Below are 13,564 nucleotides of genomic sequence, written 5' to 3' on the forward strand. Positions count from 1 at the left end.
TCAGAGCTCCCGGATCCGGCGGCGACGCACGATCCAGACAAAGACCGGCGCGCCGACGATGGCCGTGACGATGCCCAACTGCAATTCTGCCGGGCGGGCGATCAGCCGGCCCAGAACATCGGCAAACATCACCAGTATGGCGCCGGTCAGGGCAGAGAATGGCAAAAGCCAGCGGTGATCGACCCCGACCAGCAGGCGGCACAGGTGCGGGATGACCAGCCCGACAAACCCAATCGGCCCGCAGACCGCCGTGGTCGCCCCACAAAGAAGCGCCGCACCAAGGGCGGCGGCCGCGCGGGCTCTGGCCACCCGAGCGCCAAGCCCGGCCGCCAATTCGTCGCCAAGGGCCAGCAGATTGAGGCTGCGCGCGGCGGCAAGACACAAGAGCAGCCCAAGCGCCAGAAAGGGCAGCATGGGCAACAGGGCGTCATAGGTCGCCCCGCCCACACCGCCGATTTGCCAATCCCGGACGGCGCCGGAAATATCGTTGCGCGGCAACACAATGGCGACAGTCAGCGAGGTGGCTGCAATGCCGGTCGCGGCCCCTGCGAGCGCCAACCGCAACGGCGTGGCGGGACCATGTCCCAAGGCGCCGACCATATAGACAAAACCGCCGGTGACGCCGGCCCCGGCGACCGCAACCCAGATGTAGGCCCTCAGGCTTTCGATCCCGAACCAGGCCATGGCAATCACGACGGCCATGGACGCCCCCGCATTGACGCCAAGAATGCCCGGATCCGCAAGCGGGTTGCGGGTGATGCCCTGCATAACTGCGCCAGACAGACCAAGCGCCGCGCCTGCCAGAGCCGCAAGAATGGTCCGGGGCACGCGCACCGCCACAACAGCGGCGCCAAGGCTTTCAACATCGCCGTTCAGCCCGGCTGAAATCTCCTCCCAGCTCACCACTCGCGATCCGAGGGTGATCGACACGCCCCCCATGAGGGCCAAGCCCAATACCACCAGGCAGAGCCAGCCGAGCCGGGTGCTGACGGAGCGGTCTCGGCGCCGGGGTGGGGCCGCCGCGCGGCGCGGCGCGGTCATTGGGTTTTGCGGGCCGCATCCGCCAGCAGTGCGACATAGCTCTCCAGCACATAGGGGATGGAAAGCGGCGTCGGGTTTGCCGCCGTGCCCAGCGGATCATTTGACAACAGCACCACGGCGTCGTTGCGGATGCTTTTCATATGAGCGGTCAGCAGGTTCTTGCGGATCCGGTCGAGCAGGGCCGCCCCGCCATAGCTGACAAGAATGTCCACATCCGCCAGTTCATCGATCCGCTCGGCGCTGATCTGGCCGGAATAGCTGCCGTCGGTCCCGGCCTCCACAACGCTTTGCGGCGTGGCCAGCCCAAGGTCGGCGAAGAATTTCACCCGCGTGTCATGGGCGGTGTAGAAACGGATCATGCTCAGGTCGCGGATGTCGAGATGGGTCACGAACATCGCGGTCTTGCCGACCAGTTCAGGGTAACGCGCCATGGTGTCCGCGATCTGCGCCTCGATTTCGGCAATCAGGGCGCTGGTTTCAGACGCCAGACCCAGGGCGGTGCCGTTCAGGGTGATCATCTCGCGCCAATCGGTGGCCCAGGGGGCGCGGCGATAGGGAACAACCGGTGCGATGCGGCTCAGCATCTCGTAGTCTGCCTGGGTCAGCCCGGAATAGGCTGCCAGGATCACATCTGGCCGGGTCTCCGCCACGGCTTCAAAATCAATTCCGTCGCCTTCGTCGAACAATACGGGCGGTTTGGCGTCCAGCTCCGCCAGCCGTTGCGAGACCCATGGCAACAGGCCATCGCCATCGTCATCCCCGAAGTTCGCCCGCGCCATTCCGACCGGAACGATGCCGAGGGCCAGGGGCACCTCGTGATTGGCCCAGGCCACTGTCGCGACCCGCTCTGGTCGCGCCATGATCGTGGTGGCGCCAAAGGCATGGTCGATCGTGAGCGGAAAACTCTGCGCAACGGCGCCCTGCCCAGCCAGCACCAGCCCCAGCCAAAGGACGTAGCCCACCGCGATGTGGCAGAGGCGAAGCGGCAGATGCAGCAGGAACATGGGAACTCCATTGGCAAGGGAGGCGGGGATTTACCCGCATCGCTAGACAGTCCCAACCCTGTGCGTCAACGGCCAAGCCACTGAAATGGGGCCAGTTCTCCCCCAGGATTGCAGATAGCCGGAGTTTCTGACAAAAACAGGAGGAATTCACAAGACAGGATCCCGCCATCCTCGTTAGAGCAGCGGCAAGCGCAACCAGCAAGATCGACGGACCGGTCCGGCGGGTATTCCCTCCCCGTCAGGTGACCGGTGTTCTGTCTCGCCAGACTCATTGCCGCTTTCGAGTCGGGACAAAGGCAAAAACCAAAGCCCCGGCGCGCAGATAACCTCTGACGATCGGGACAGCAAAATGAACACGACCACACCCAAATCGCGCACCGGCACATTGGGCAGCCAGGGGCTGAAGAGCCTGATGCTGGGCTGCACGGCGCTGATGTCCGCCCCCTCCTTTCTCCACGCGCAGCAAGCCGACACCGAATATACTGCGGAAGAGGGCGTCATCCGCCTGTCACCGATCATCGTCACCGGCGACAGCACCATGGATGACGATGCGAATTCGATTGTGGCGCAGGAACTCTGGGTGGGCGGCAAGGTGGCGACCAGTTTGCTGGATACGCCTGCCTCGGTTTCGGTCATTACCGAAAAAGAAATGCAGCAACGCAACACCAGCACCGTTGAAGAGGTGCTGTCCTACACGGCCGGTGCGATCACCGATTACTATGGCAGCGATGACCGCAACGATTATTATCTGCTGCGCGGATTTCAGGCCTCGACCTACCGCGACGGTTTGACCCTTGGCAACATGCGCGGCGTCCGCGAAGAGCCGTTTGCCTATCAGCGGGTTGAGGTGATCCGCGGCGCCAACTCCACTCTTTTCGGGCCGTCGGATCCCGGCGGCTCGGTCAACTATGTCTCTAAACTGCCGCGGTTTGACCGTTTCGGTGAGGCCTATGTCAGTGGCGGGTCTTTTGGCACCGGTGAGGTGGGCATTGATTTCGGCGATTCCCTCAACGCCCAGCAGACCCTGGCGTATCGCTTGACGGCCAAGGTCCGAGACGGTGCGCTGGAATACGACTCCTCCAGATCCGACGCGCTGTTCTTGATGGGCGGGCTGACCTGGGCCCCGACCGACCGCACCTCGGTCACGGTGTTGTTTGACCAGCTGAACCAGGACGGAACCCCCAATAGCGGCGGTTACCCGATGGATCAGGACTATGACCGGAGCCTGTTTTTCGGCGAATCCGATTACAACTTTCACGACGTAGAGCGCAACACCGTCACCGCGATGCTGCGGCATGAATTCGACAATGGCCTGAAGGTCAGCGCGAATCTGCGCTACAGCGATCTGTCGGACAACTTCGGGTATATCTATCTCTATGATTTCCCCGGTCGCACGGGAACCACCCTCAGCCGGTATGCTTTTGGCAGCGACAGCACCGCTGAGGAGCTGATTGGCAACGCCATCGTGCAATATGACGCCCAGTTTGGCACCCTCGACAGCAGCACCCTCGTGGGGTTCGAGTATCGCGACGCCAAGGCCACAGATGCGTCGATCTATGCCGGCGCCGGACCCATTGATCTTGCCAATCCGGTCTCGACCGGCGCGCCGACGGGGCTGTCGCCCTACACCGAAGAAACCCGCACCAGCGAAACAAAATCGCTGTTCATCCAGCAAAACCTGTCGTTCAACGACACGGTCGTCGCGACCGTCGGGCTGCGCCGGGACTGGATGGATCTGACAAGCGCGGGCTATAATCTCTACAGCACGCCGACAACCTTCGACAACAGCTCCAGCTTTGCCGAAACCTCCATGCGCGCGGCGCTGACCTACAAGATCAACGGCGCGGTGTCGGCCTATGCCAGCTATGTCGAATCCGTGGCGCCCCCCAGCGTTGGCGTCGACCCGGAGCGCGGCGAGCAGATCGAGGTTGGCGTCAAATACCGTCCCTTCGATTTCAACGCGCTGTTTTCGGCGTCGATCTTTGATCTGACCAAAAACAACGTCACCGTTGCGGTGGTGCAGCCCGGTGGCAATATCACCCGCGAGCTGATCGGTGAAAACCGCGTGCGGGGTTTTGAACTGGAAGGCAAGGCGGAGCTGGGCAACAACATCAGCCTGATGGCGGCCTATTCCTACAACGACTCCGAAGTGGTGCGCTCGGCGCCGGTGCGCGGGGTCGATGTCGAGGGCAACAAATTCGCGGCGTCGCCCGAACACATGGCCTCGGTCTGGCTGAGCTACCTTCTGCCCGGCACGGGCCGTCGGGGCGATATGACCTTTGGTCTGGGCGCGCGCTACACCGGGTCGTATTACTACACGCTGGCCAATGACAATGGCCGCGCGGAGGCCACGACGCTGCTTGATGCCGCGTTCAACTATCAGGTCTCTGACAACACGCAGTTCTCGGTGAATGTCAGCAACCTGCTGGACAACCAGCATGTGGTGGGGCGCGGAACGGCGGATTATTACAATCCCGGTCGGACGGTTACCGCAACCCTGCGTCGCAGCTGGTAACACCTGTCATTCCCCGTGCCGCCCTACATCGGTCGGCGCGGGGTCGCCTCAGGCCAGCTTCCCCTGCCTTATCGCAACACCGGCGTGCGCCGCCATTGTGCCGGTGTCTGCCCGACAACGCGGCGAAAGACCTTGGACAAATGCGCCTGATCCGCAAAACCGAGACGATTGGCCACATCCGCAAGCGACATTTCTGTTTCGGTCAGCAACCGTTGTGCCAGCGCCACCCGCTGTCGGGTTTGCCACTGCATCGGTGTTGTGCCCGTGGTGCATTTGAAGGCGTGATGAAACCAGCTCTCCGACAATTTCACCGTGTCGGCCATTTCAGCGACGCTCAGCCGATGGTCGGCGTTGGCCTGAACATAATGGACAAGTTTGCGCATCTGCGCGTCGGTCAGGCGGCCGTCGCTGCGGTTCGGTCGCAGATCATCCATATCAAGAACACCGGCAACAAGACTGCCCACCAGGCTTTCGGCATAGTGGCTGTGGCGGCTGGGGCGCTCCAGCTCACGGACCAGCAGCCCGGCAAGGATCTGCAGGTCCTCGGTCTGGGTGATTTCGGTTGGCCGCTGCGCAACGGCACAGGCGGCGGCCCGGCCTATGGCGGGGCTGAGGAATTTCACCAGCCGTTCGTTTTGCAGATGCACATCAAGATGCGAAAACTGCAGCCTGTCGGTAAAGCGGGTCCACATTGGCGTGCCCGCCGGCACATAGATCGCGCGGGCCAACGGCCGTCCCTTGCGCGCCGCCACCCGGTCCGCATTGGCCATGCGGATCGAGGAGACATCATTGAAAAAGATGCTGATCCGCGGGTTCGCCGACACGTAGTAGCCCTGGCCTCCGACATCGCCTTCGGCCTCCCAGAACGCGCCCAACACACCGTCGAGCTGTCGCCATTTGACCGGCGCGGTGGCACGGATGCCCTGGGTCTCTCCGGTGAATTGGTGATGGTAGCTCATGTCGTTGCACCTCGAAGGGCCCGAAGGGATGGGGTTCTGGTGCTGGCGGGGGCAGGCCATCCTGGATCGACGGGCATCGTCAGGACGCGGATCCGAGCTCGCAGGGGCGAATTTACACGGCCACCGGCGCCCCCTGCAAGCAGATACATGCAGCGCAGGCCGCCCCTTTTGAACGAAGATCAGAAAAAGGACATCTGATGCAATACATAGAGACCAAGGCGCAGCTCAGGGAGGTCTATGGACAGGCATGGCCGGATGCGATCCGCAAGCAGATGCGGCAGCTCGACCGCCATGCGCGCCGGTTTCTGGAGCTGTCACCGATGGTGATGATCGGCTCTCAGGACGCGCAGGGGCGGGCCGATGTGACGCCGCGCGGCGACAAGCCCGGCTTTGTTTTGCCGCTGGATGACCGCCGGATCGCGCTGCCGGATCGCCCGGGCAACAACAGGCTGGATACCTTCGAGAACATCCTTGACGACCCCACTGTTGGCCTCTTGTTTCTGATCCCCGGCGTCAATGAAACCCTGAGGATCAATGGCGCCGGTCGGATCACGGCAGATGCGGACCTGTGTGCCCGGTTCAGCATCAACGAGAACCCGGCCAGATCGGTCCTGATCGTTGAAATCCAGGAGGTTTTTTTGCACTGTGCCAAGGCCTTTCTGCGGTCTGGATTTTGGGCTCACGAACACTGGCCGCACCGCTCTGAACTGCCCACATTGGGGGAAATGGTGCGTGACCAGCTTGACATCGATGCCCCAGCCGCCGACCTCGACGCGGCGCTGGCAGAGGCTTACAAAACGACGCTCTGGTAGCTGCGGCTCCAGGATCGCGGAGGGCCCGGGTAAAGGGCTGGGGCAGGGACCGCGCTGGCTGGACGGCCCAGGGTTTTGCCCCGCATCAGCGTTTGATGGACCAGACCATTGCGGTCTCGTACCCTGCCGCCTGCAGCATCTCGACCTTGGATTGCCAGTGGGCTGGGCAGACGACAAACGCCGCGTCGATGCCCCGCTTCGCAAAGGCGGCCTCGGCGGCGCGCAGCAGCAGGGTTGCGCCCCTGCCGCCGTTGGCAAGCGCGGCCGGATTGGCCAGCTCCCGGTGGACGTAGTCGTCAAGGACGCCGGTCCCCGAGATGTCATGCGCAGGCGGAAAATGAAGCCGCGAGGCCGGCTGGGCGATCGTGTAACCCGTCAGCTCCTCGGGCGGCCCCATGACCATCATGTCGCGATCGTCAAAGGTCAGGCTGCGCCGCATCCAGCCTGCAAACCTGCGATCCGCATCCGGGTGTGGGGCCCAGAAGGGGTCAATCTCGAACAGGATCTGCCTGTTTTCCGCACTGAGCCGAACGATATCCGCAACATCTGTCTCCAAGGCCGGTCGAACACCGGCTGCGGGTCCCGCCTTGTCCAGTCCGGTGCGGGACAGGTAGAGCGTCAAGGGAGCGTAGCCGCGTCGCTGCAAGGCCTGCCGCCAGTCCTCGCCGGTCACATAGGATGACAGGATGATCCGCGCCCCCGCGTCGCGAAGGGCCGCTTCTGCTGCGGCGATCAGCGCATCGACGGTGCCATCACAGGCCTCCGGGGCCGCGAAACTGTCGGGCAGGATCAGCCCCGGCGCGCCATCTGCCCCGGCGTAGATCGGCGGCACCGGCAGGAGCATCGAATGGACAACGCCGGAAATCCGCCCCGCCTCATCCGCGACTTGCCAGATTTGCCGAAACGGTTGCTGCTCGGATGTCAACGCGGCGATCAGCGCGGTTTCAATCTGCGCCGACGCATCGGGCGCTAATTTCCACAACACGCCATCTGCGGCCTGTCGCTGCTTGGCATCCTGCAGCAGAAGCTTCACCAGTTGCGGGATGTCCTCCGGTGTTGCCGGTCGAATGATCTGGGACATGTCGTTGTCTCCCTCTTGGGCTGGGCCGGGGTGTCACATCCTGTATCTCGCCGCGACTTGAATTTGACAAAGCAGAAGAACTTGACGAGCGTTCAGAAAATCTAACGGCTTCAGGGGGCGGAATGAAACATGTGAATCTCAATGCGCTTCGGGTGTTCGCGGTCGCCGCTTCAACTGGCAACCTGCAACGGGCCGCAGACGCGCTGAACCTGTCACGGGGTGCCGTCTCGCAACGGATCAAGCAGCTTGAACTCGACCTTGGCGTGACCTTGTTCGTCCGGGGCGGGCGGGGCGTGTCTTTGACGGCAGAAGGCGCGCGCTGTCACCGGGCGGTCGAGGAGGCTCTGGCGATCCTGGAAACAGCATTTGTCGGCCTCAAGGACGGCGGTGATCGCCTTGTTCTTCACCTTGGGTCGTCGACCGCAGCCAAATGGTTGATGCCACGAATGGCGGCCTTTGCGGCAAAGTTTCCAAACATCTCGCTGACGACCGAGGTGCATGAGCGCATCTTGCCGCGCAGCCTGGGCCGCAATGAAATTGCGATCTGGCCGGGGAAGGCACCGGACACCAATCCGGCGCATCATTGCCGCTGCTTGACAGAAATCCGCCTGGTCGCGGTCTGCGCCCCGGCGTTCGCAATGCCAGACTTGCCGCTGGGTCTGGAAACGCTTTTCGATCTGCCGCTGCTTCAGGATTCGCACCGCCGCTGGGAGACGCTGATGAAGGCAACCGGTCAGGGCAAGGTCACCAGAGTGCTCAACTTCGACCGGTCGGCCCTTGCGCTGGATGCGGCCATTTCGGGCTATGGGATCGCCATCGCACCGCGATACATGATACAAACCGACCTGCAGGCCAAGCGGCTGGTCGAAATTTGCGACCTGCCGGAATTGTCAGGTGACAAGTTGTTCATTTCCTGGTCACGGGACCATCTTGGCCAACAGCGCATCCGTCGGATTGTGGGATGGATCGAAGCTGAATTTGAATAAATGGCGCTGCTGCGCTGGGTCGTGTTGGCAAAAGGGGTTCACAAGGCGCGCTGATGGAGAGTCACGCTGGTGTCTGCGAGGGAGATCCGCTTGGCACGAGACCTGATGTCAGGCGCGGAGGGGCGGCCGCCGCCCGGAAGGACCGGTCAGATATCGCTGCCAAAGGTTTCGCAGACCTGTTCCCAGGCGTATTCCAGATGCGCGCGCAGGGCCTCTTCGGCGGAGTCTGGATCGCGCATGAGGATGCCGTTGAAGATCTTGAGATGGGCGTCGTAATTGTCGCGATTCCGGGCGGGCAGGCGGGGCATCTGCGACCATTGCGGCGCCAGCCAGGTGACGTAGGCCTTGTGCAAGGCGGGCAACACGGGGTTGCGCGGGATATCGTAGAGCAATGCGTGGAACGCACGGTCGGTCCGGTAAAACTCTTCGCTGTCTTCGATTGCGGCGTGGTTGGCGTCCAGAGCGGATTTCAGGGCGGCGATATCCTCGCGCCCTGCCTTTTGCGCGGCCAGCCGTACCAGCGCGACTTCGACCAGGATCCGGGTATCAAACAGGTTCTTCACACCACCGGAATCGTTCAACAGGTGGCTGACCACGGATTCCATCGCAGAGAGCGCCGCGTCATATCCGGGCTTGCGGACGATCGGGCGGTGGCGCGGGCGCGCTTCGAGCAAGCCCTGTTTGGACAGGCTTTGTACCGCTTCGCGCACGACCGTGCGACTGATCCCGAATTCCTCCATCAGCAGGCGTTCGGGGGGCAGGGGGGCGCCGTCAGAATATTCACCAGACTGGATCTTTGCAGATAGCTGGCGCACGACGGCATCGGCAGCGCGCCCTGTTTTGCTTTCGCTTGTCTCTGACATAAGGGTCTCCGTCATCGGCTGGTCCTTACTCTACACCCATTACCAGATCGGCGCACCTGTCCCCGAGCATCATTGCGGGGGCCTGTGTGTTTCCGGCATTAATGTCGGGCATCGCTGAAAGATCGCAAATTCGCAAGCCTTCGATCCCGCGCACCCGCATTCTGGGGTCAAGAACCGCCATCGGATCGCCGTCGCGCCCCATGCGCGCGGTGCCGGCGGGGTGGTAGTTCGTCTTGACGAAACGGCGGCAATGCGCGCGCAGGGCGGCGTCGTCGCGGTGATCGGGCGCGGGCAACATCACGCGGTCGATCTGTTGCGCGAGCGGGGCCTGTTCAAAGGCGCGCAGGAAATAGCGCTGGCCTGCGACCATCTCCGCCATGTCGGCGGGATCTTTCAGCAGATTGGGCGAGACCAGCGGCATCGCCGCAGGATCGGCCGAGGCAAGCCTGACCTCGCCACGGGAGCGCGGTTTGACCACGACGGTGGTTACGGTCAGGCCGTGGCCGTCGTCCACCAGGTCGCGGGAATCGCGGTCGACATAGACGATGGGCACGCAGAACGCCTGGATCGTCGGAGGGGCCTGTGGATCGGTGGGGTTGACGAAGGCGCCGGCTTCCACACCTGCCGAGGTCACGGGGCCGGTTCCAAAAAGCTTGAACTGCAGCCCGTTGCGCAACATGCGCCAGCCGTCGCCTTGTTTGTAGTAGCCATACGGGCCGTTGACCCGCGCGGTGATCGGCACCTCAGGGTGATCGACCAGGTTCTGTCCGACACCAGCGAGATCGGCGATACAGCGGATGCCATGTTCGGCCAGATGCTGTGCAGGCCCAATGCCCGACAGCATCAGGATCTTGGGCGTGACCAGCGCTCCGGCGGACAGGATCACCTCGCCGGTGCAGCGCACCTGATGCAGGCCCGTCTTGTCGCGATAGGTGACCCCCACCGCGCGGCTGTTTTCAATGTCGATGCGCGTGACCTCGGCCTGCAACCGGACTGTCAGCCTGGGGTTATCCGCCTGCGGCGTCAGATAGGCATATGCCGCCGAAGACCGGCGACCGTTGCGATTCATGAACTGGTAGAAGCCGACACCGCGCTGCTGCGCGCCGTTGAAGTCGTGGTTGTATGGCAGACCGAGCCCTTGCACCGCCTGAACGAACAGGCGGGACAGGTTGTCGATATGACCGGGATCCGACACCAGCAGAGGCCCCTCCGCACCGTGCCGGTCGTCCAGCAGGCGGTTGTTGCCTTCCATCCGTCGAAAATGCGGCAGAACCGCTGCCCAGCTCCAGTCGATGGTATCGTTGGCGCCGTGCAGGAGATCCTGCCACGCATCAAAATCCGCGGGTCGGCCGCGCATATAGACCTGCGCGTTCACCGATGATCCGCCGCCCAGCACATGGCCCTGGGGGATGTCATGCACCCGCCCGCCCAGATGCGCCTGCGGCACAGTCTTGTGGTAGCGCATGAAACGGGTGCCGTTGATCATCTTGAAGATACCGGGCGGCATGTCGAGCAGGGGATGCCGATTGGAATGGCCTGCTTCCAGCAGCAACACGCGCGCCCCTCCGTCCGAGGAAAGCCGACCGGCGGCGACGCAACCTGCGGCACCTCCGCCGATGACGATGTGATCGAATTCCTCCACGGGGCCTCCTATTTGAGCGTACCAAATTATGATGCCATAAAGGCAGATGTGGCAAATATAGGCAATATAGAAGAACTATAGTTGACAGGTAATCAGTTTGAGTCGATGTTTCTTTTAATTTGGTCATACCAAAAGAAAGAAAATGGATTTCTCTGCTACCGGTGGCATCGCTGCTCATATGCTGATTGACGGCCAGTGGATCGCGCCCCGTGCGGGCGCCGTGATCGCGGTCGACAACCCGGCCGATGAAACGGTCATCGGCACGATCCCCGAGGGCACGGCACAGGATGCTGCGCGCGCAATCGACGCGGCACACCGGGCGCAACCCGCATGGGCCGCCCTCCCGGCGGTGGACCGGGGCCGCGCAGTGCGCAAATTGGCGGCGCTGGTGGCAGAACGCACCGAGGAGCTGGCCAGGCTGATCACCCGCGAGCAGGGCAAACCCATCGGCCAGGCGCGCGGCGAGGTGGGCGCGGTTGTCGGCTTTCTCGAACATGCCGCCGAAAATGCGCGCCGGATCGAGGGCGATATCGTCGCCTCTGACAATCGCGACGAAGAGATCCATATCCGTCGGCATCCCTATGGGGTCGTGGTCGGACTGACGGCGTGGAACTATCCTGCCGCGTTGGCGGCACGCAAGATCGGCCCTGCGCTGGTGGCGGGCAATAGCTTTGTCTTGCTTGGGCATGAGATCACCCCGTTTTCGGGATTGTTTATTGCCGCCCTGGCCGAGAAGGCAGGTATTCCCCGCGGTGTCATCAATGTTGTGACGGGCCGGGGGGCAGTGGTGGGCCAGGCATTGGTCGAACACCCTGAAACCGCGCTGGTCACCATGACCGGCAGCAATCGCGCGGGGCAGCAGATTTTCCGGTCGGCTGCGGAGGGCATGAAGGTGCTGCGGCTGGAGCTTGGCGGCAAGGCCCCTTTCATCGTCATGGAAGATGCCGAGATCGACCGCGCTGTCGCTGCCGCCGTCACGGCGCGCTACACCAACTGCGGCCAGATCTGCACCTGCAATGAGCGAATGTATCTGCACCAGGACATTGCCGACGAGTTTCTGGAAAAATTTGTCGCCGCGTCCAAGGCGCTGCGCATCGGTGATCCGATGGGTGACCCGGACATGGGGCCCAAAGTTTCGGCCGGGGAAGTGGCCAAAGTCCAGTCCATCGTCGATGCGGCCGTGGCGCAGGGGGCAGAGGTGCTGCTGCAAGGCGGGCCGCTGAATGACGGCCCCTACGCCAAGGGGCACTGGATCGCACCGACCATACTTGAGGTGCGGGACAATGCCTCGCCCGTGATGGGGCAGGAAGTGTTCGGCCCTGTCGCCCCGGTGATGCGGGTGCCCGATTTCGACACGGCGCTGGCGATGGCAAACGACACCGCCTTTGGGCTGTCGGCATATGTGTTCACACAAGATCACCGGCGCCTGATGCAGACGCCTTATCGGCTGAAGTTTGGCGAAATCTACGTCAATCGCGCCAATGGTGAGCAATTTCAGGCCTTTCACAACGGCTGGGGCCATTCGGGCCTTGGCGGCGAGGATGGCAAATACGGGTTCGACGGGTATCTGCGCAAGCAGACCCTTTACATGAACTGGGGCTACCCGGTTCGCCGCGGCCAGGGAGGTTTGGCCGCTCATTGGGAGGAGAAGACATGAAACGACGTATCATTCTCGGCACGGCGCTGACCGGCCTGATGGCCCTGAGTACGGGGATCGCGGGGGCAGAAACGCCGCCGCTGGAACAGAAGGACCGCTACAAGGTCGGCTTTGCACAGATGGAAAGCAACAACCCCTGGCGTATTGCGGAAACCAAATCGTTCCATGATACCGCCAAGACCTGCAATTGGGATCTGATTGCCACCGATGCTGCGGGATCGGCGGCCAAGCAGGTCGCGGATGTGGACAGCATGATTGCCCAGGGGATCGATGTCCTGTTCCTGCCCCCGCGCGAGGAAAAACCGTTGATCCCGGCCGTGATGAAGGCCAAGGCGGCCGGCATTCCGACCTTTCTGGTCGACCGATCAGTCGATCCGAACGTTGCCAAGCCGGGCGAGCATTTCGTGGCCTTCCTCGGATCGGACTTTATCGATCAGGGCGAACGCGCGGCAGACTGGCTGATTGCGAATTTTGAGGGCGACAAGGGCGTGATCGTGGAGCTGGAAGGCACCACCGGTTCCTCGCCTGCGAATGACCGCAAGAAGGGGTTTGATGACCAGATCGCGACGGACGACCGATTTGAAATTGTCGCAAGCCAGACGGGCGATTTCGCCCGCGACATGGGGCGTCAGGTGATGGAGACCCTGCTGCAGGCGCATCCCGAGGTGAACGTGGTCTATGCGCATAACGACGAGATGGCGATTGGTGCAATTCAGGCGCTGGAGCTTGCCGGTCGCAAACCCGGGGAAGATGTCACCATCGTTTCGATTGACGGCACGCGCGATGCGCTGCAGGCGATCATTGACGGCAAGATGGGCGTAACGGTGGAAAGCTCCCCCTTCTTTGGGCCGCTGGCCTGCGAAGTGATGCAGAAATACGCCGCAGGTGAAGAGATCCCCGGCTGGGTGCAGGTGAAGGACCGTGTCTTCACCGTGGACAACGCGGCCGATCACATCGACGAAGCCTATTGAGGCCTTCACCGGAGGGTGGCTTGAACGCCCTCC

The 13,564-nt window shown here is 62.7% G+C and carries 11 protein-coding genes; 5 read left to right on the top strand and 6 right to left on the bottom strand.

Translation table 11 applies throughout. From position 1 onward, the window contains the following. Together TRIHO_RS02380 and TRIHO_RS02385 are read right to left on the bottom strand one after the other, a co-directional pair. Window positions 1-1,041: a FecCD family ABC transporter permease gene (locus tag TRIHO_RS02380; protein ID WP_068240085.1), complete on the bottom strand. Its 1,041-nt coding sequence runs from the start codon at window positions 1,039-1,041 to the stop codon at window positions 1-3. Then, window positions 1,038-2,045, bottom strand: a complete 1,008-nt coding sequence (locus TRIHO_RS02385; protein ID WP_082704985.1) for an iron-siderophore ABC transporter substrate-binding protein — start codon at window positions 2,043-2,045, stop codon at window positions 1,038-1,040. Before TRIHO_RS02385 ends, TRIHO_RS02380 begins: the two co-directional genes overlap by 4 nt. A 349-nt stretch (window positions 2,046-2,394) precedes the next feature. Between TRIHO_RS02385 and TRIHO_RS02390 the strand changes: the two genes are divergently transcribed. Next, on the top strand, window positions 2,395-4,560 hold the full coding sequence (locus TRIHO_RS02390) for a TonB-dependent siderophore receptor (protein ID WP_068240087.1): 2,166 nt from the start codon (window positions 2,395-2,397) through the stop codon (window positions 4,558-4,560). A 68-nt stretch (window positions 4,561-4,628) separates the two neighbouring features. Here TRIHO_RS02390 and TRIHO_RS02395 read toward each other — a convergent pair whose 3' ends face one another. Next, on the bottom strand, window positions 4,629-5,519 hold the full coding sequence (locus tag TRIHO_RS02395; protein WP_068240089.1) for an AraC family transcriptional regulator: 891 nt from the start codon (window positions 5,517-5,519) through the stop codon (window positions 4,629-4,631). Window positions 5,520-5,716: 197 nt separating this feature from the next. Between TRIHO_RS02395 and TRIHO_RS02400 the strand changes: the two genes are divergently transcribed. Next, entirely contained in the window at window positions 5,717-6,331 is a 615-nt protein-coding gene (locus tag TRIHO_RS02400) for a pyridoxamine 5'-phosphate oxidase family protein (protein WP_068240091.1), read from the top strand. A gap of 85 nt (window positions 6,332-6,416) precedes the next feature. Here TRIHO_RS02400 and TRIHO_RS02405 read toward each other — a convergent pair whose 3' ends face one another. Continuing rightward, the gene (locus TRIHO_RS02405; RefSeq protein ID WP_068240092.1) at window positions 6,417-7,412 is read right to left on the bottom strand and encodes a GNAT family N-acetyltransferase; all 996 of its coding nucleotides are present in this window, start codon (window positions 7,410-7,412) and stop codon (window positions 6,417-6,419) included. Between the two features lie 122 nt (window positions 7,413-7,534). Between TRIHO_RS02405 and TRIHO_RS02410 the strand changes: the two genes are divergently transcribed. Continuing rightward, window positions 7,535-8,398 carry a LysR substrate-binding domain-containing protein gene (locus tag TRIHO_RS02410; protein WP_068240093.1) on the top strand — a complete coding sequence of 288 codons (864 nt, stop codon included), beginning with the start codon at window positions 7,535-7,537 and terminating at the stop codon, window positions 8,396-8,398. Between the two features lie 146 nt (window positions 8,399-8,544). Here TRIHO_RS02410 and TRIHO_RS02415 read toward each other — a convergent pair whose 3' ends face one another. Together TRIHO_RS02415 and TRIHO_RS02420 are read right to left on the bottom strand one after the other, a co-directional pair. Next, window positions 8,545-9,276 carry a FadR/GntR family transcriptional regulator gene (locus TRIHO_RS02415; RefSeq protein WP_232367686.1) on the bottom strand — a complete coding sequence of 244 codons (732 nt, stop codon included), beginning with the start codon at window positions 9,274-9,276 and terminating at the stop codon, window positions 8,545-8,547. 10 nt (window positions 9,277-9,286) lie between these two features. Next, window positions 9,287-10,903 (bottom strand): GMC family oxidoreductase, encoded by a 1,617-nt coding sequence (locus TRIHO_RS02420; RefSeq protein WP_068240095.1) that lies wholly within the window; start codon window positions 10,901-10,903, stop codon window positions 9,287-9,289. Between the two features lie 142 nt (window positions 10,904-11,045). Here TRIHO_RS02420 and TRIHO_RS02425 point away from each other — a divergent pair, with 142 nt between their 5' ends. Beyond that, window positions 11,046-12,560 (top strand): aldehyde dehydrogenase family protein, encoded by a 1,515-nt coding sequence (locus tag TRIHO_RS02425; protein ID WP_232367687.1) that lies wholly within the window; start codon window positions 11,046-11,048, stop codon window positions 12,558-12,560. Further along, a complete protein-coding gene (locus tag TRIHO_RS02430) occupies window positions 12,557-13,531 on the top strand; it encodes an ABC transporter substrate-binding protein (protein WP_068240096.1) in 975 nt (324 codons plus the stop codon). The genes TRIHO_RS02425 and TRIHO_RS02430 overlap by 4 nt, the downstream gene beginning before the upstream one ends. Window positions 13,532-13,564 lie beyond the last annotated feature (33 nt).

It is taken from the genome of Tritonibacter horizontis (genome assembly GCF_001518015.1).
GTDB classification, from domain to species: domain Bacteria; phylum Pseudomonadota; class Alphaproteobacteria; order Rhodobacterales; family Rhodobacteraceae; genus Epibacterium; species Epibacterium horizontis.

Coding starts and splice junctions, on each gene's coding strand:
- TRIHO_RS02380 (WP_068240085.1), bottom strand. CDS start 1,041: ATGACCGCGCCGCGCCGCGCGGCGGCCCCACCCCGGCGCCGAGACCGC.
- TRIHO_RS02385 (WP_082704985.1), bottom strand. CDS start 2,045: ATGTTCCTGCTGCATCTGCCGCTTCGCCTCTGCCACATCGCGGTGGGC.
- TRIHO_RS02390 (WP_068240087.1), top strand. CDS start 2,395: ATGAACACGACCACACCCAAATCGCGCACCGGCACATTGGGCAGCCAG.
- TRIHO_RS02395 (WP_068240089.1), bottom strand. CDS start 5,519: ATGAGCTACCATCACCAATTCACCGGAGAGACCCAGGGCATCCGTGCC.
- TRIHO_RS02400 (WP_068240091.1), top strand. CDS start 5,717: ATGCAATACATAGAGACCAAGGCGCAGCTCAGGGAGGTCTATGGACAG.
- TRIHO_RS02405 (WP_068240092.1), bottom strand. CDS start 7,412: ATGTCCCAGATCATTCGACCGGCAACACCGGAGGACATCCCGCAACTG.
- TRIHO_RS02410 (WP_068240093.1), top strand. CDS start 7,535: ATGAAACATGTGAATCTCAATGCGCTTCGGGTGTTCGCGGTCGCCGCT.
- TRIHO_RS02415 (WP_232367686.1), bottom strand. CDS start 9,276: ATGACGGAGACCCTTATGTCAGAGACAAGCGAAAGCAAAACAGGGCGC.
- TRIHO_RS02425 (WP_232367687.1), top strand. CDS start 11,046: ATGGATTTCTCTGCTACCGGTGGCATCGCTGCTCATATGCTGATTGAC.
- TRIHO_RS02430 (WP_068240096.1), top strand. CDS start 12,557: ATGAAACGACGTATCATTCTCGGCACGGCGCTGACCGGCCTGATGGCC.